The 15,448-nt window shown below is 69.1% G+C and carries 17 protein-coding genes; 10 read left to right on the top strand and 7 right to left on the bottom strand.

Annotated features, from left to right (window positions below):
• On the top strand, window positions 1-732 hold a 732-nt coding region (locus ON41_RS28855), incomplete at its 5' end, for a formyltetrahydrofolate deformylase (RefSeq protein ID WP_040751168.1).
• 11 nt (window positions 733-743) lie between these two features.
• Here ON41_RS28855 and ON41_RS28860 read toward each other — a convergent pair.
• The 6 genes from ON41_RS28860 to ON41_RS28885 all read right to left on the bottom strand — a co-directional run bounded on the left by ON41_RS28860 (window position 744) and on the right by ON41_RS28885 (window position 6,056).
• A complete protein-coding gene (locus ON41_RS28860) occupies window positions 744-1,757 on the bottom strand; it encodes an alpha/beta fold hydrolase (protein WP_040751169.1) in 1,014 nt (337 codons plus the stop codon).
• Between the two features lie 273 nt (window positions 1,758-2,030).
• On the bottom strand, window positions 2,031-3,044 hold the full coding sequence (locus tag ON41_RS28865) for an alpha/beta fold hydrolase (protein WP_040751170.1): 1,014 nt from the start codon (window positions 3,042-3,044) through the stop codon (window positions 2,031-2,033).
• 83 nt (window positions 3,045-3,127) lie between these two features.
• Window positions 3,128-3,424 (bottom strand): DUF2516 family protein, encoded by a 297-nt coding sequence (locus ON41_RS28870; protein ID WP_040751171.1) that lies wholly within the window; start codon window positions 3,422-3,424, stop codon window positions 3,128-3,130.
• Between the two features lie 60 nt (window positions 3,425-3,484).
• Window positions 3,485-4,150 carry a hypothetical protein gene (locus ON41_RS28875; RefSeq protein ID WP_051162714.1) on the bottom strand — a complete coding sequence of 222 codons (666 nt, stop codon included), beginning with the start codon at window positions 4,148-4,150 and terminating at the stop codon, window positions 3,485-3,487.
• Window positions 4,147-4,698, bottom strand: coding sequence for a helix-turn-helix domain-containing protein (locus tag ON41_RS28880; protein WP_040751174.1), 552 nt, complete (start codon window positions 4,696-4,698; stop codon window positions 4,147-4,149). Before ON41_RS28880 ends, ON41_RS28875 begins: the two co-directional genes overlap by 4 nt.
• A 95-nt stretch (window positions 4,699-4,793) precedes the next feature.
• Window positions 4,794-6,056, bottom strand: a complete 1,263-nt coding sequence (locus ON41_RS28885) for a DUF445 domain-containing protein (protein ID WP_040751253.1) — start codon at window positions 6,054-6,056, stop codon at window positions 4,794-4,796.
• A gap of 377 nt (window positions 6,057-6,433) precedes the next feature.
• Here ON41_RS28885 and ON41_RS28890 point away from each other — a divergent pair, with 377 nt between their 5' ends.
• From ON41_RS28890 to ON41_RS28930, 9 genes are all read left to right on the top strand, one after another.
• Complete coding sequence (locus tag ON41_RS28890) at window positions 6,434-7,084, top strand: TetR/AcrR family transcriptional regulator (RefSeq protein WP_246829622.1); 651 nt, start codon at window positions 6,434-6,436, stop codon at window positions 7,082-7,084.
• Between the two features lie 149 nt (window positions 7,085-7,233).
• Window positions 7,234-8,673: an ABC1 kinase family protein gene (locus ON41_RS28895; protein ID WP_040751176.1), complete on the top strand. Its 1,440-nt coding sequence runs from the start codon at window positions 7,234-7,236 to the stop codon at window positions 8,671-8,673.
• A 26-nt stretch (window positions 8,674-8,699) separates the two neighbouring features.
• On the top strand, window positions 8,700-9,941 hold the full coding sequence (locus ON41_RS28900; protein ID WP_040751177.1) for a saccharopine dehydrogenase family protein: 1,242 nt from the start codon (window positions 8,700-8,702) through the stop codon (window positions 9,939-9,941).
• Between the two features lie 162 nt (window positions 9,942-10,103).
• Window positions 10,104-10,493, top strand: a complete 390-nt coding sequence (locus tag ON41_RS28905) for a hypothetical protein (protein ID WP_040751178.1) — start codon at window positions 10,104-10,106, stop codon at window positions 10,491-10,493.
• Complete coding sequence (locus tag ON41_RS28910; RefSeq protein ID WP_051162717.1) at window positions 10,490-11,110, top strand: hypothetical protein; 621 nt, start codon at window positions 10,490-10,492, stop codon at window positions 11,108-11,110. Before ON41_RS28905 ends, ON41_RS28910 begins: the two co-directional genes overlap by 4 nt.
• Before the next feature lie 8 nt (window positions 11,111-11,118).
• Entirely contained in the window at window positions 11,119-11,811 is a 693-nt protein-coding gene (locus ON41_RS28915) for an ESX secretion-associated protein EspG (RefSeq protein WP_246829625.1), read from the top strand.
• A 23-nt stretch (window positions 11,812-11,834) separates the two neighbouring features.
• On the top strand, window positions 11,835-12,683 hold the full coding sequence (locus ON41_RS28920) for a polyphosphate kinase 2 family protein (protein ID WP_040751180.1): 849 nt from the start codon (window positions 11,835-11,837) through the stop codon (window positions 12,681-12,683).
• 194 nt (window positions 12,684-12,877) lie between these two features.
• Window positions 12,878-13,654: a DsbA family protein gene (locus ON41_RS28925; protein WP_040751181.1), complete on the top strand. Its 777-nt coding sequence runs from the start codon at window positions 12,878-12,880 to the stop codon at window positions 13,652-13,654.
• Entirely contained in the window at window positions 13,651-14,208 is a 558-nt protein-coding gene (locus tag ON41_RS28930; RefSeq protein WP_040751182.1) for a vitamin K epoxide reductase family protein, read from the top strand. Before ON41_RS28925 ends, ON41_RS28930 begins: the two co-directional genes overlap by 4 nt.
• 9 nt (window positions 14,209-14,217) lie before the next feature.
• Here the strand turns inward: ON41_RS28930 and ON41_RS28935 are convergent, their stop codons facing one another.
• Window positions 14,218-15,351, bottom strand: a complete 1,134-nt coding sequence (locus ON41_RS28935; protein ID WP_246829623.1) for a S1C family serine protease — start codon at window positions 15,349-15,351, stop codon at window positions 14,218-14,220.
• Between the last annotated feature and the right edge of the window lie 97 nt (window positions 15,352-15,448).

Genomic DNA, 15,448 nt, shown 5'->3' on the forward strand with positions numbered 1-15,448 from the left:
TTCTTCACCCGGCAGGCGGTGCGGGCGTCGACGGTGCCGTTCGGGCTGGACGAGTTGCGCGACCGGTTCTCGGCGGTGGCCGCCGAGCTGGGCCCGGAGACCGAATGGCAGCTGCTGGATTCCGCAGCGCGGCGGCGCGCCGTGCTGCTGGTGAGCAAGGACGGCCACTGCCTGCACGATCTGCTGGGCCGCGCGGCCAGCGGCGAGTTGCCCGCGACGATCGAGGCGGTCATCGGCAACCACCCGGATCTGGCGGAGATCACGCGGGCGCACGGGGTGACGTTCCATCACGTGCCGTTCCCGAAGGATCCCGCCGCGCGTGGCCCCGCGTTCGAGCAGGTCCGCGAGCTGGTGGACGCGCACGATCCGGAGGCCGTGGTGCTGGCGCGGTTCATGCAGGTGCTGCCCGCCGAGCTGTGCGCGCACTGGACCGGGCGGGCGATCAACATCCACCACAGCTTCCTGCCGTCGTTCGTCGGCGCCCGCCCCTACCACCAGGCCTTCGCCCGCGGCGTGAAGCTGATCGGCGCAACCTGCCACTACGTGACCGCGGAGCTGGACGCCGGGCCGATCATCGAACAGGACGTCATCCGCGTCGACCACTCCGACACCGTGCGCGACATGGTCCGCCAGGGCCGCGACATCGAACGCGTCGTCCTCGCCCGCGGCCTGCGCTGGCACCTGGAAGGCCGCGTCCTCGTCCACGGCCGCCGCACGGTCGTCTTCAACTGACCCCTGCGACCTCAGCTGGCGACAGCGCGAATACCCCGGCCGACCTGGATCATGCGGAGCAACTCCGCGTCGAACTCCTCGGGCGCTTCGATATTCGGGAGATGGCCGGTCGGCAGGACGGTGTAGCGGTCCAGAACGCCGGTCTCGGCGAGGATGTCGGCGATCTCGCGCGAGTGCACCTCGGGCAGCAGCTTGTCGAACCGGCCGGCGATCACGCTGGTGGGGACGCTGATATCGGCGGCGGCAGCGCCCAGGTCGAGCGTGGCGAGGTCGCGGGCGACGGCGGCGCGCACCGCCGGGCGGCACGACCGCACGATGGCCAGGCCGAACGCGATCTGGTCGGCATCGGAGCTCCGGTTCATGATGCGCGACTTGAACACCGTGCGCGCCGCGGCCGAACCGGGCAGCGGCACCGGGGTCCCGAACAGCGCCTGTGCCGCCCAGACCGGTGTGCCCACGACATCGCTGACCAGCGGAATGAGCTTGGCGCGGGCCGGAATCCGGCGCGCCGCGGTAGTCGCCAGCACCACCGCCGAGGCCCGCTCGGCGACCTGCTCGCGATAGTGCCGCGCCCAGGCCTGGATGGTCATCCCGCCCATGCTGTGCCCGACCAGCACCGCGCGCTGCCCGGGCCGCAGCACCGCGTCCAGCACGTCGTTGAGGTCGTCGGCCAGTTGCTCCGAGCCGAAGGGCCGCGTACCGCTCGTGCTCTCACCGTGCCCGCGCTGGTCGAAGGCGACCACGCGGTACTCGCCGGAGAAGGCGTTGATCTGCGGATTCCAGTATTCGAGGCAGCACGACCAGCCGTGGATCAGCACGATCACCTCGCCCTCGGCGGGGCCGTAGGCATGCACCCGCAGCCGGGCGCCGTCGGCGGTGGTGACGGGGACGATCTCGGGCGAGGGGGCGGTATTGAACGACGCGGTGGCGTAGGTGCGGCCGCGCAGTCGCGCGCGATATCCGGCGGTCAGCGCGTCGGCGCCGCTTCGCAGGTCGGTCACCGTCCGGGGCAGCTTCACCAGCATGAGCACTCCTTTGTGTCCTCTCGCACACTACCGCGCTAGCAGCAGTGCTTGCTAGTGCAAGCAGAGGGTTTTCCCACTCGGTGACTCCCCCGCTGCCTGCATCCCGCCTTCATCGAATACCCATTCCCCGCAACCACATTCACAACCGAACGAGCCGATGAAACGCTGTTACCTACAACACATATCGGCCGGACAGGCTTCCGCGATAGCGCCCTGAGGAATAACGAATTGCGCACGATCCCCTCACAGCGGGACGCAGATACCTGTGCGGCGCTACGCGCTCGCCTCCCGCACCGTGTAGGTCTCGGTCAGCACCCGGCGCAACTCCTCGTTGAAGGCCTCGTAGGCCTCCACATTGCCCAGGTGGCCGGTGGGCAGGATCTCGAATCGCGCCAGGCTGCCCGCGGAGCGGAGCATGTCCGCGATCCGCTCGGCGTGGACGACGGGGGTCATATCGTCGAATTCGCCCGCGAGGATCGTGGTGGGGACGGTGAGATTCGCCGCGGAGCGGCCGAGGGCGAGGTCGGCCAGGAGCAGGCCGAAGCGCGCGCGGACCCGCGCCGGGCACGACCGCAGGATCGCCTGCGAGAACGCGGCGATCTCGCCGGTGCACGTCAGGCTCATCACCTGCCGGCGGATGATCCACTTCATGGGCTCGATCGGCGGCAGCAGCAGCGGGGTGCCGAGCAGGCGGCGGCCCACCGCGAACGGCAGCGACACCGACCCGCGATTGCAGAACGGCAGGACGGTGGTCGCGGCGATCAGGTCGCCGGGCGCGGTATTGGTCAGCAGCACCGCGGACGCGCGCTGCTCGACCCGCTCCGGATACCGGCCCGCCCAGGCCTGAATGGTCATCCCGCCCATGCTGTGCCCGACCAGCACCGCCCGCTGTCCGGGCCGCAACGTCGCGGACAGCACGGATTCCAGGTCGTCGGCCAGCGTGTCGGGCGTGAGCGGGGCGGTGCCGGGCTCGCTCCCGCCGTGCGCGCGCTGGTCGTAGGCGATCACGCGATATTCGCCGGCGAAGGCGTTGATCTGCGGATTCCAGTACTCGATGCAGCAGGACCAGCCGTGCACCAGCACGATCACGTCACCGTCGGCCGGACCGTAGGCGTGGACCCGGAGGCGGGCGCCGTCGGCGGTGGTCACCGGCAGGACCTCACACGGACCGGCCGGGGCGTTCAGCGCCGGGGTGTCGTAGACCCGGGCGCGGAGGGCGGCGCGGTGGTCGCGCAGCAGAGCCCGGACCCGGTCCGCGATCTGCGTCAGAGGCAACGTTGCCCGCATCGGACACTCCTTTGTGTGTTACTCCTAGCTACAGTAACCCGAAGGAGTGGGCGCTTGCCAGTGCAAGCGGTCGGTGCGGCGGCCTACCAGCGCGGACCGCGCTGCACCTCGTCCACCTTGGGACGCACATCGGCCAGATAGACGCCGGTGGCGACGACCGCGATGATGCCGAGCAGGCCGACCGGCGTCCTGGCCAGGAGCAGGAAGGCCAGCGCGGCCACCAGGATCCCCACCCAGATCGGCTTGGTCAGCTTGTCGACGGCGGTGAACGCGTCCGGCCGCTGCCGCACGGCGTGAACCAGCGCAAAGATGGTCGCGCCCAGTGCGGCGAGCCACAGCACCAGCAGGATTGCACTAGTCACGGAATACACACCCCCCATGATAAAGGGAACGTCCCCGCACACCAGGGTGTGCGGGGACGCATCGAGCAGGGGTAACGCCTACTTCTTGGCGGTGGTGGCCTTCTTCGCCGGGGCGGCCTTCTTGGCGGCCGGCGCCTTCTTCGCGGGAGCCTTCTTGACCGGAGCCGGCGTGGGCTCGGAGGTCACGTCGACGACCTCGGCGTCGACGACCGGCTCGCCCGCCTCGGACTCCTCGGTCACCTTCTGGCCCAGCAGACCGCGGGCCTGCCCGCTCACCTTGCCCAGCACATCCTCGGCGCGGGTGACGACATCGTTGTAGAGGCCCTCGACCTTGCCGAACTGCTCGTCGAAACCGGTGTTCTCCGAACGCAGCCGGTCGACGGCCTCCTCGCCGCGCACCGCGAGATCGGAGTACAGATCCAGCAGCTGGTGGTAGTACTGGTCGACCACCTTGCGCAGTTCCTCGGGGGTGAACCGCTCGCGCAGCTCGGCGATGTCGTCCGGCAGCTCCGAGGGCAGGCCGGTCAGCCGCTGGCGCAGCGTCTCGAACTGCTCCTGGGCGTCGGCCGGCAGGTTGGAGATGCGCTCGCGCGCCTCCTCCACCCGGCCGGTGACGTCGGCGGTAGCGGCACGCTCGCGCACCTTGCCGACGAGGTCGTTGACGGCGGCGTAGAGCGCGTCACCGGCGCCGACGGTGGCGTAGAGGGGCTTCACTGTGGCTGTGGGAGCATGAGTTTCGGTCATGGTGTTTCGTTCTCCTGGCGTGGCGGAACTTCGGTAGTACTGCCATCGGTGGCGTGATGCGGAACCTCGTTGTCCCAGTTCCCCCCGGGAACGCCCCCCTGGGTTTCCCCGGCGTCCCCTCCGATGTCGTTCCCCGCGTTCTCCCGGCGGAACGATTCGTAGATGTCCAGCAGCACCTGCTTCTGCCGCTCGGTGATCTCCGTATCGGCCAGCAGTGCATCCCGGACGGGGCTCGGCGGCCTCTGTTCGAGGAAGCCGGCCCGCATGTACAAGACCTCCGAGGAGACCCGCAGACCCTTCGCGATCTGCGCGAGCACCTCGGCGGACGGGTTACGCAATCCGCGCTCGATCTGGCTGAGATACGGATTGCTCACCCCCGCCAGCTGGGCGAGCTGACGCAGCGAGACCTGCGCGGCCTCTCGCTGCGCCCGGATGAAGCTTCCGATGTCGTGCGCCGCGTTGGCTACGCGGCCCACCTTCTCTCCGGCCGCAGTTGTCTCTGCGGATTCCCCGGTGTTCTGGTCGGAAACCTCGGGCTCCTGTGCCATCACTCACCTTCCGGCGGTTGTACGGTCGATTCTAAAACAGGGTGCTAACTCTTGCAAGCACCCTTGCTAGCACTGGTCGGGCAAACACTGAGCGGCTACGCCGACCACCCCGGGAACAGCGCGTGTGAAATGGCGTAGATCGCCAGCCCTGCCAGCGATCCCACCACCGTTCCGTTGATGCGGATGAATTGCAGATCGCGACCGGCCTGCAATTCGATCTTGCGACTTGCCTCGTCGGCATCCCACCGGGCAACGGTATCGCTGATCAGGGTGGCGATCTCGGCCCCGTAGTTGATCACCAGATAGCGCACGCCGCGCTCGACCCAGGAATCCACCTTCTCGCGCAGCTCCGGTTCGTCGACGAGCCGCTGACCCAATTGCTGGACGTTCTCGGTGATCTTGCGGCGCAGCGTGCTGTTCGGGTCGTCCGCCGATTCCAAGATCATCCGTTTGGCGGCGCGCCACGTCGCCCGCGCCATTCCGGTGATCTCCTCGCGGCCCATGATCTCCGCCTTCACCCGCTCGGCCTTGGCGATCATGGCATCGTCGTACTGCAGGTCGTGCGCGAAATCCTCGAGGAAGCGATTGACCGCCAGCCGCACGTCGTGGTCCGGCTGCGAACGAATTTTCCAGGTGAATTCCACCAATTCCCGGTAAATACGCTCGGACAACAGGACGTTGACGAATTTCGGCGCCCACGACGGCGCGTCGCGCATGACGATCCGGTCCAGGGTCTCCTGACTGCCCAGCGCCCACTGGTGCGCCCGCTCGGCGAGCATGTCCAGCAGCGGCGCCTGCCGGTTCTCGGCCAGCAGCTCCGAGAGCACCCGCCCGATCGGCGGGCCCCACTGCGGTTCGGCGATGCGTTTGACGATGGTGTTATCGATCACCTGCTCGACGTCCTCGTCGCGCAGCGCGCCGATCACCGCCCGCAGGATCGTCGACGACTCCTCCGAGACCCGCGCCGCGTGCTGCGAATCGGCCATCCAGCGCCCCAGCCGCAGCGAGAACTGCGCCGAATTCACCTTGGTCGCCACGGTTTCCGGCGACAGGAAATTCGCCCGCACGAAATCGCCGAGACTCTCGCCGAGCTGGTCCTTCTTCTTGCGGATGATCGCGGTGTGCGGGATCGGCAGGCCGAGCGGATGCCGGAACAGCGCCGTCACCGCGAACCAGTCCGCCAGCGCGCCGACCATGCCGGCCTCGGACGCCGCCCGCACATAGCCGACCCAGTCACCGCCCGCGCCGCGCGAACCCAGCCAGACGCAGAACACGTAGACCACCGTGGCCGCGGCCAGGAATCCGGTCGCGACGAACTTCATCTTGCGCAGGTCGCGCCGCTTACCGGACTCGTCCATCAGATCGGCGAACGACGAGGGCCCGGGCGACGGCGACGGCGCGCGCCGAACCGGTGGCCCGCCTGTGTTGTTTCCCACTCCGGCAGCGGATTCGGCGGCGGTCTCCGAATCCGTGCCGGCGATGGATGCACTGCTGGCAGATCGCTCCATATTTCCCATTCTGGTCGTAGTGATCGACCCGCCCGGTAGGACCCGCCCACCCCCTACTACTCCGCAGCCCGACACCGCGTCGTAACCGAAGACGGAACACGGTCGTTCGCGAGGACTTAAGCTGGAGTCGCCCCGCCCCTCCCAGCAAGGAGTGCATCCTGTCCACCGAAGAACTCGTCGAGGTAGGCAAGCGAGCCACCAAAGCGGCTCCGGCACGCCCGGGGCGGGTGGACGGCCGCAAGAAGCGCTGGCACCAGCACAAGATCGACCGCCGCGAGGAACTGGTCGACGGCACCCTCGCCGCGATCCGCAACCGCGGCGGCGATGTCGGCATGGACGAGATCGCGGCCGAGATCGGCGTCTCCAAAACCGTTCTCTACCGCTACTTCTCGGATAAGAGCGACCTCACCCGCGCCACCATGGAGCGCTTCGTCGAGACCACGCTCATGCCGCGCATCTACGAGGCCATCAGCGACGACCTCGACGAGTACGAGCTGGTGCGCAACACCCTCGCCGCCTACGTGCACACCGTCGACGCCGATACCGACGTGTACCGCTTCATCATGGGCAACGGCTCCACCACCGACAAGTCCACGCTCGCCGACTTCGAGAAGCTGTTCGCCGACGTGGTGACCGCGGTGCTGCGGGACAAGGCGTTCGACCGCCAGGTCGAGACCGAGGGCATCGAACTCTACGCATACGTGCTGGTCGGCGGCGTCCAGCTGGCCACCGACTGGTGGATCACCAACCGCACCATGTCCGCCGACAAGATGCTCGACCACATGACGATGATGGCGTGGAGCGCCATCGAGGGCATGGTCCGCGCCGGCGGCTCCCCGGAGAAGTTCAACTCCAGCCCCCACCAGCTCCCCCAGTAGTAGCCACCAGCCGCTACCCTCCGCACTGTCCCGGACAGTGAGGCCGAACCGCGATCCACCCCTGGGCCGGAGGCCCGTGCGTTGGCTAGTCTGATGATCGGCAGGGAGCGGGTGTTCACTCCGCCGTCGTCGGCACCAACGGAGGTTCAATGGCGAAAGAGCTGCCGACGTCCCGGTTCGCCCGGGGAACGAAGCTGGGCGTGGCCGTCGCCGGCAACGTCATTCGCGCGCAGCGCACCCGTCGGTCCATGCGCGGGCGCTCGGAGGCCGTCCGGGCGCGGATGGCCGAGGAGTCGATGCTCCGCGCGACCGAGCAGATGGTCATGGTGCTGGGCACCATGAAGGGCGTCGCGATGAAGCTCGGCCAGATGCTGTCGGTCCTGGATCTGGATCTGGTGCCGCCCGAACATCGCGAACGGTTCCAGCGCAGGCTGGCGGTGCTGCGCGACAGCGCGCCCAACGTCTCGTTCGACACCATGCGCGCGGTGATCGAGGAGGACTTCGGCCGTCCCCTGCACGAGGTCTTCGCCGAATTCGAACCGGAACCGATCGCCGCGGCGTCCATCGGCCAGGTGTATCGCGCGCTGCTGCACGACGGCCGCCAGGTCGCGGTGAAGGTCCAGTACCCGGGCATCGACGTGGCCGTGCGCGCGGATCTGAAGAACCTGGCCATGTTCCGCCGCGTCCTGCAGACGGCCATGCCGTGGGTGACGCCGGCGGTCCTCGACGAGCTGCGCCTGAACCTCGAGAGCGAACTCGACTACGTCGCCGAGGCGAATACCCAGCGTCAGATCGCCGACCTGTACGCCGACCACCCGTTCATCTTCGTGCCGCCGACCATGCCGGAGCTGTCGAGCACCCGCGTGCTGGTCAGCGAGTACTTCCCGGGCCGCGGCTTCGAGGAGATCCGCGCGCTGCCCGCCGCGGAACGCAATCGGGTCGGCGAGATCATCTACCGCTTCTACGTCGGATCGCTGTTCACCTTCAACGAGTTCTGCGGCGACCCGCATCCGGGCAATCTGCTGCTCGGCGAGGACGGCCGGGTGGCGTTCCTGGACTTCGGGCTGTTCAACCGGATGGACCCCAAGCACGTCCAGGCCGAGATCGCCGGCATCCGGGCCGCGGCCGAGGACCGCGCGGAGGACCTCTGGCACATCATGATCGACCGCGGCGTGATCGACGCGCCCGACGAGGTCACGCCCGAGGAATGCCTGGAGTACGTGCTCGCCGCCTGCGAGTGGGCGGTGCTGGACGAGGAGCTGACCATCACCCCCGAACTGGCCAGCGGCGCGTTCATCCTGGCCGTCGACCCGCGGGCCGGCGAGTACGCGGGGATGAAGCAGCAGAATCTGCCGCCCGAGCACCTGTTCTCCCGGCGCGCGGACTTCCTCACCTTCGGTGTCCTCGGCCAGCTGGAGGCCACCGCGAACTGGCATCGCATCGCCCGCGAATGGCTCTACGGAGATCCCCCGGTCACCGAACTCGGCAAGGCGCACCACGCCTGGCTGGGACAGCGCCCGGACCTCACGGCGAAGATCTCCTCCGGGAGCAAGAAGGCGGGCACGGCCAAACGCCGCCGCAAAGCGTAGTTGGAACAGCAGATGATGGGACATTCATGGCAGACAGGGAATTCGACCTCGTGCTGTTCGGCGCGACCGGCTTCGTCGGCAAGCTGACCGCGCAGTATCTGGCGGACCACGCGCCCGCCGGGGCGCGCATCGCGCTGGCGGGCCGCTCACCGGAGAAGCTCACGAAGGTCCGGGACGGGCTCGGCGCGGCCGCGGCGGAATGGCCGCTGCTGGTGGCGGATTCGCTGGATCAGTGCGCACTGGACGGGCTCGCCGCGCGGACCGAGGTCGTCGTCACCACCGTCGGCCCGTACCTGCGCTACGGCCTGCCGCTCGCCCAGGCGTGCGCGCAGGCCGGCACCCACTACGCCGACCTCACCGGCGAGCCGCTGTTCATCCGCGAATGCATGGACCGCTTCCACGACCAGGCGGTGGCCAGCGGCGCGAAGATCGTGAATTCCTGTGGCTACGACTCGATTCCGTCCGATCTGAGCGTGTACCGGCTGTACCGGCGCTCGGTCGAGGACAACACCGGCGAACTCACCGACACCACGCTGGTCGCCTGGCTCAAGGGCGGCGCCAGCGGCGGCACCATCGACTCGGGCCGCGCGATGATGGAGGCGATCGCCGCCGACCGGACCAAGGGTTCGGTTCTCGCGCATCCCTATTCGCTGAGCCCCGACAAGGCCATGGACCCGGATGTCGGGCGGCAGTCCGACCAGGCCCTGGCCCGCGCGTCCAGCATCGACCCGAGCCTCGACGGCTGGGTCGCCACCTTCGTCATGGCCGCGCACAACACCAAGATCGTGCGGCGCAGCAACGGCCTGCTGGGCTGGGTCTACGGCAAGAACTTCCGCTACCGCGAGGTGATGAGCGCCGGAAAGTCGCCAGCCGCACCGCTGGTCGCCGCGGGTATCGCCGGTGGCATCGTGGCGGGTCTGGCCACCGGGGCGGTGCTGTCGCGGGTGACCGCGGGCCGCAAGCTGCTCGACCGCGTGCTGCCGAAGCCGGGCACCGGCCCCAGCGAGGAGGCCCGGCGCAACGGCTGGTTCACAATGAAGACCTTCGCGCACACCACCTCCGGCGCGAAGTACGTGTGCACCTTCGCCGGGGAGGGCGATCCCGGATACCAGGCCACCGCGGTCCTGCTGGGCGAGTCCGGCCTGTGCCTGGCCTTCGACGACCTGCCCGAAGCCGCGGGCATCCTCACCCCGGCCGCGGCCATGGCCGACCCGCTCACCGACCGGCTGCGCGCGGCCGGTATGACGATCGAGGTGGACCGGGCCTGACGCCCTGGCGGGCCGGAAGTCCGCATCCCGCAACGATTTTCACAAAGATGCCCGGGGTTTCGTGTGCCGCGTCACAACGTCGTTCGGCGTCGGCGCGGCGCACCCTCCGGTAGTGTCCCGAACGGGACAGGTGGGTGCGGCGAGTGGAAGGGGGAGCGCCGGGTGGGCACACCGGACACCGGGCAGCAGACCGCCCGCGAACTCTATGCCGCGGCAACGGGTTCCGGCGGCGCGGTCTTCGAGATCGCCGAGGATGTGGCGCGCAATCTCGCCGCCGCCTGCGACCGCCTCGTCGAGGATCTGCAACGCGTCCGCCGCGCCGACCATCTGCTGACCGCAGTCACCGGCTTCCCCGAGCTGCCCTCCGGCTGCGGGCTCGCTCGCGGCTTCGGTGACAAGGGCCGCGAATTCGTCGACACCGTGCTCTCCTTCCAGGAGACGGCCCTGCTGTTCAAGGCCGCCTATCTGGCCGCGGGCAAACACTTCGCCGAAGCGGAGGCGGCCAACCGCGCCGCGCTGGAACTGGCCGCGGCCCGGTTGGAGGCTCGGTGACATCCGACGACCCCGACCTAACCCCCACCCCGCCACACCCGCCGACCGACGGCGAGACCGACCCGCCCTACGTCCCGGACCGGGAGGTGTTCGGCGCGCACACCCACCAGGAACTCTGGGATCTGGTGCACGAGGCGCTCGATCCCGGCGCGCTCGGGCAATCGGCCGACGCCTGGCGCCGCGGCGCCGATCTGGTCGGCGAGGCCTTCCGCACCTTCGCCGACAGCACGAACGCCGAATTCGGCCGCTGGGGCGGGCAGGCGCGGGACGCGGCGCTCGAGGCCACCCGCGAATTCGCCGCGCGCGGCAGCGCGGTCTCGGAGGTCTGCGCCGCGCTGCACCGGCTGCTGGAGGCCGATGCCGAAGCGGCCCAGGTGATCCGGGACGCCATCCCGCCGCCGCCACCGCCCTACCAGCCACTCGAGGACCCCGCCTCCGAGGCGGTGCACGGCGGCCGCCGCCGCATGGAGTACGAGGTGGCCGCCGCCGCGGCCCTGGCCGACGCCCGCGACGTCATGACCTACGTCTACAACCCGACCCTGCCCGCATCCGGGGACCGGGTTCCCCGATTCACACCGGCGCCACGGGGACCCGGCTCGGGCGGGGGGCGTCGGTAGTGAAGTGGGTGCTGACCCCTGACGAGTTCACGCACGTCTGGGCTACCGAGACAGGTTTGGATCGCCGCCCTTACCCCGTAAACATGATGCCCGCGGCCACCGCGCGCACCGAATCCGAGTACGCCGCACTGGGTTTGCGGCATCGGTACGCCCGCAACACCGACCCGGACCTGACCGCCGCGCTCATGCTGTGCGCGCGGACCGACGCCACCACCATCACCGTGACCGGCGAGCGAGCGCCCGACGAGCGAATCCTCGCCTTCGCCGCGGTCGTGCACCACCACGCCGGCATCCTCGTCGCCCGCTCCGACACCGTCACCGTGACGGTCTGCCACACCCGCGCCGTGGGCGGCAAACTGGTCGAGGTGATCGGCTCGGCCCCGCCGGGCAAACAGTCGGTCATGCGCGAACCGCAGGACGCGGTCCTCGCCCCGGACGATCCGCCGCCGTTCCCGGACAACGGCCGCCCCGGCCCCACCCGCTTCCGGCACAAGCTGCGCGAACCCGTCGACGCGCGCGGCTTCATCACCGTCACCGTCGCCCCCGAGAACCCGATGTCGCCGCCCACGCGCCACCGCACCTGGCTCGATTTCAGCGGCGACGGCCGCTATCTGCTGACGACCGCGGCCGATCTGGTGCTGACGCCCGTCTCCGACAACGACTTCGCCGCCCAGCTGATGAAGTTGGCGGGTTTGCGCTAGAGCGGGTGGCACACTGCACTGTTATGGCTAAGTCTCCCTGGTCCAAGCAGGTCACCAAGGCCCTGCGCGCCGACGGGGTCGATCTCTCCGCGATCGACACCTCCGCGACACCGGGCTTCAAGGGCAACAAGAAGTCCGGCGAGCAGTTGCTGGCCGAGCGGGGCCAGGTGCTGTCGGATCTCCAGGAGAAGCTGTTCGCCAACGGCCGCTCCGGCGATCCGCGCAACGTGCTGCTGGTCCTGCAGGGCATGGATACCGCGGGCAAGGGTGGCATCGTCCGGCACGTCATCGGTTCGGTGGATCCGCAGGGCGTCGACCACGCCGCCTTCGGCGTGCCCACCGCCGAGGAGAAGCGCCACCACTATCTGTGGCGGATCCGCCGCAGGCTGCCCACCGGCGGGCAGCTCGGGGTGTTCGACCGCTCGCACTACGAGGACGTGCTGGTGGTCCGCGTGCACGACATGGTCCCGCCGGAGGTCTGGGAAAAGCGCTACGACGAGATCAACAAATTCGAGCGCAAGATCGTCGACTCCGGCACCACGCTGATCAAGGTCGCCATGTTCGTCTCGCTGGACGAGCAGAAGAAGCGGCTGGCCGAGCGGCTCGACCGCCCCGACAAATACTGGAAGTTCAACCCCGGCGATATCGACGAACGCGCCTACTGGCCCGCCTACCAGGCGGCATACCAGGCCGTCCTGGACCGCACCTCGACCGACTACGCCCCCTGGTACGTCCTGCCCGCCGACCGCAAGTGGTACGCCCGCCTCGCGGTCACCGAACTGCTCATCGACGCCCTGGACAAGCTGAAGCTGGACTGGCCGGGGCCGCTGTTCGACATCGAGGAGCAGAAGAAGAGGCTCGCCGCCTCCTAACGGATTCCGGCACGCCGCGCCGTCTCCCTTTTCCGGCACGCTTTTGGCCGGAATCTCGAGGGTTTCTCAGGTCCACCCGCAATCATGTGATCCGGAGCGGGCAGCGGCACCGCGCCCGCCCCGCGGCGGACCCGTACCATCGCAGACGGCACCGGACGGCTGTCCGCACGAATTCACAGGAAGGCGACTCGAAGGTGAGCAAGAATCAGCGAGGTAAGAACCCCCTGGCCTCGGTGCAGGGCGGCGATCGCACCCGCACCATCATGATTCAGGTGGGTGTCGGGGCCGTGCTGGTCGCGCTCATCGCCGCCATCGGCATCAGCGTCGCGGTGAAGAACAACAAAAAGAACGACCCGGGCCCCACGCCGTCGGTGGCCGCCAATTCGGCGGACCCGGCCGCGACCCCCGGCTCGCTCACCGACAAGGGCGCCATCCGCATCGGCAAGCCGGACGCCAAGGTCACCGTCCGCGTGGTCGCCGACCTCCAGTGCCCGGCCTGCCAGATGTTCGAGCAGTCCAACGGCAAGGTCCTCGAGGACGAGGTCAAGTCCGGCAAGGCCGCGGTCGAGTACAACATCATCGCCTTCCTGGACAAGATGTCGTCCGGCACCCGCTACTCCTCGCGCGGCGCCAACGCGGCCTACTGCGTGGCCGAGGCCGACCCGTCGAAGTTCCTGCCGTGGCTGACCACCATGTACCAGCAGCAGCCCCCGGAGAACGGCACCGGCCTCACCGACGACCAGATCGTGCAGATCGCCCAGGCCGCCGGCTACACCGATCCCAAGACCGCGGAGTGCATCACCAGCGACAAGTACGACAAGTTCGTCCAGAAGACGACCAAGGACGTGCTGGGCGAGGGCATTCAGTCCACCCCGTCGGTCTTCGTGAACGGCACCCAGATCAAGACCCAGCAGGAACTCATGCAGCCCGACGGCCTGCGGCAGACCATCGAGGCGGCGGCCGCGAAGTGACCACACGTTCCGCGTGGATCCTGCTGATCGGCGGGCTCGCGGGCTGGATCGCCGCGGTCACGCTGACCGTCGAGCGGTTCAAGCTGTTCATGGATCCCAGCTACCGGCCCTCGTGCAGCATCAATCCGATCCTGTCGTGCGGTTCGGTGATGGCGACCGACCAGGCTTCGGTATTCGGATTCCCCAACCCGCTGATCGGCGTGGTCGGGTTCTCGGTGCTGGTCACGCTGGCCGTCCTCGCCGTGGCGAATGTGACCATGCCGCGCTGGATCTGGGGCGGCCTGTGGCTGGGCCTGGCGCTCGGCATGGTCTTCATCGGCTGGCTGATCTTCCAGAGCCTGTACCGGATCAACGCGCTGTGCCCGTACTGCATGGTGGTGTGGGCGATCACCCCGATCCTGCTGGCCGTGGTCACCGAACAACTCTGGGGCGGCGCGCGCGGCCCGCTGCGCATCGTCGCGGAGTGGCGCTGGACGGTCGTGGTCGTCTACTACGCCGTCGTCCTGGTGCTGGTGTTCCTGAAGTTCCAGGACTACTGGATGTCGCTGGTCTGAGCCGGTCGCTCAGTTCGGCGGCCCCGGCGCCAGCACCACGACGACCGAGCGCTGGGACCCGTCCGCGTCGAGTACGTCCAGGTGGACGGAGTCGTTGGGTTTGCGCAGGTTGAGCGCGGCCTTCAGCGCACGCACGGAACCGATCTCGCGCCCGTCGATCCCGGTGATCACCTCGCCCTCGGACAACCCCGCCGCGTAGGCCGGCGTGCCGTAGAGCGCGGATTCGATGCGCGCGCCGGAGGGTTTGGCGTCCTGCGTGATCACGCCCAGCGTCGCGGTGGGCCCGACGTGCACGGTCTCGGTCGCGGTCCCCGAGCGGATCTGGCGCACGACACCCATCGCCCGATCGATCGGCACGGCGTACCCGCTGGCCCGCCCCGCCGCCTTGGACACATCCCCGGTCGCGGCGGTGATCACGCCGACCACCGCGCCGTAGCGGTCGGCCAGCGCGCCGCCGGACTGCCCGGAGGTCACGGGCGCCGCGATCTCCACCATCCCGGTCAGCTCCTTACGCGAATAGTCCGCGGAATTGCGGGCCACGATCGAGGAGTCCAGCCCGGTCACGGTCCCCGGCGTCGCGGTCGGCGAACCGGTGCCCCCGGCATTGCCGACGGCCAGCACCTCGTCACCGATCCGCAGCGCACCCGAACTGCCGATGCGGGCCACCGGCAACCCACCGGCCCGCGACAGCGCCAGCAGCGCGATATCGGCGTCGGAGTCGTAGCCGAGCACGGTCGCGGAGTACTGTCCGCCGGTCCCGATATCGCCCACCGTGATGGAATCCGCGCCCTTGACCACGTGATGGCTGGTCAGCACCTCACCGTCGGCGGTGAGCACGATGCCCGAACCCGCCGCGCTCGTCCCCGCCGGCCGCAGCGCCACATTGACATTCGCCAGATGCGGCTCGATCGTGCTCGCGACCGCGGCCGGATCCATCGGCGGCAGCGGCGGGCCGAGCAGCGTCGCGGTGGGTTCCCCGACGGCCCAGTGCGGCAGCCCGCCACGGAAGCCGAACAGGGCGACCACGGCCACCACGACGGACACCAGCACCACCAGCGTCCGCCCGCCCCGTCCGGGCCGGTCGCCCGCCCGGGTGTCGTCGTACCGCCGATCCTCGTACATGGCCACTCCCGCCTCGTACACGCCTCGCAGGCTCCGGCGATTGTGTTTCTATATGTAGCAGCACGGCGCGCCGAGCGCGCCAGTTCCTGTAACACCTGTGTACCGGCCATACATCCCG

It is taken from the genome of Nocardia transvalensis NBRC 15921 (genome assembly GCF_000308875.1).
GTDB classification, from domain to species: Bacteria; Actinomycetota; Actinomycetes; order Mycobacteriales; family Mycobacteriaceae; genus Nocardia; species Nocardia transvalensis.

What these genes read in the sequence shown, in the direction of transcription:
- ON41_RS28875 (WP_051162714.1), bottom strand. Translation starts at nt 4,150, where the DNA reads ATGACCGAAACTCATGCTCCCACAGCCACAGTGAAGCCCCTCTACGCC.
- ON41_RS28860 (WP_040751169.1), bottom strand. Translation starts at nt 1,757, where the DNA reads ATGCTGGTGAAGCTGCCCCGGACGGTGACCGACCTGCGAAGCGGCGCC.
- ON41_RS28920 (WP_040751180.1), top strand. Translation starts at nt 11,835, where the DNA reads ATGGCTAAGTCTCCCTGGTCCAAGCAGGTCACCAAGGCCCTGCGCGCC.
- ON41_RS28885 (WP_040751253.1), bottom strand. Translation starts at nt 6,056, where the DNA reads ATGGACGAGTCCGGTAAGCGGCGCGACCTGCGCAAGATGAAGTTCGTC.
- ON41_RS28895 (WP_040751176.1), top strand. Translation starts at nt 7,234, where the DNA reads ATGGCGAAAGAGCTGCCGACGTCCCGGTTCGCCCGGGGAACGAAGCTG.
- ON41_RS28870 (WP_040751171.1), bottom strand. Translation starts at nt 3,424, where the DNA reads ATGGGGGGTGTGTATTCCGTGACTAGTGCAATCCTGCTGGTGCTGTGG.
- ON41_RS28880 (WP_040751174.1), bottom strand. Translation starts at nt 4,698, where the DNA reads ATGGCACAGGAGCCCGAGGTTTCCGACCAGAACACCGGGGAATCCGCA.
- ON41_RS28865 (WP_040751170.1), bottom strand. Translation starts at nt 3,044, where the DNA reads ATGCGGGCAACGTTGCCTCTGACGCAGATCGCGGACCGGGTCCGGGCT.
- ON41_RS28900 (WP_040751177.1), top strand. Translation starts at nt 8,700, where the DNA reads ATGGCAGACAGGGAATTCGACCTCGTGCTGTTCGGCGCGACCGGCTTC.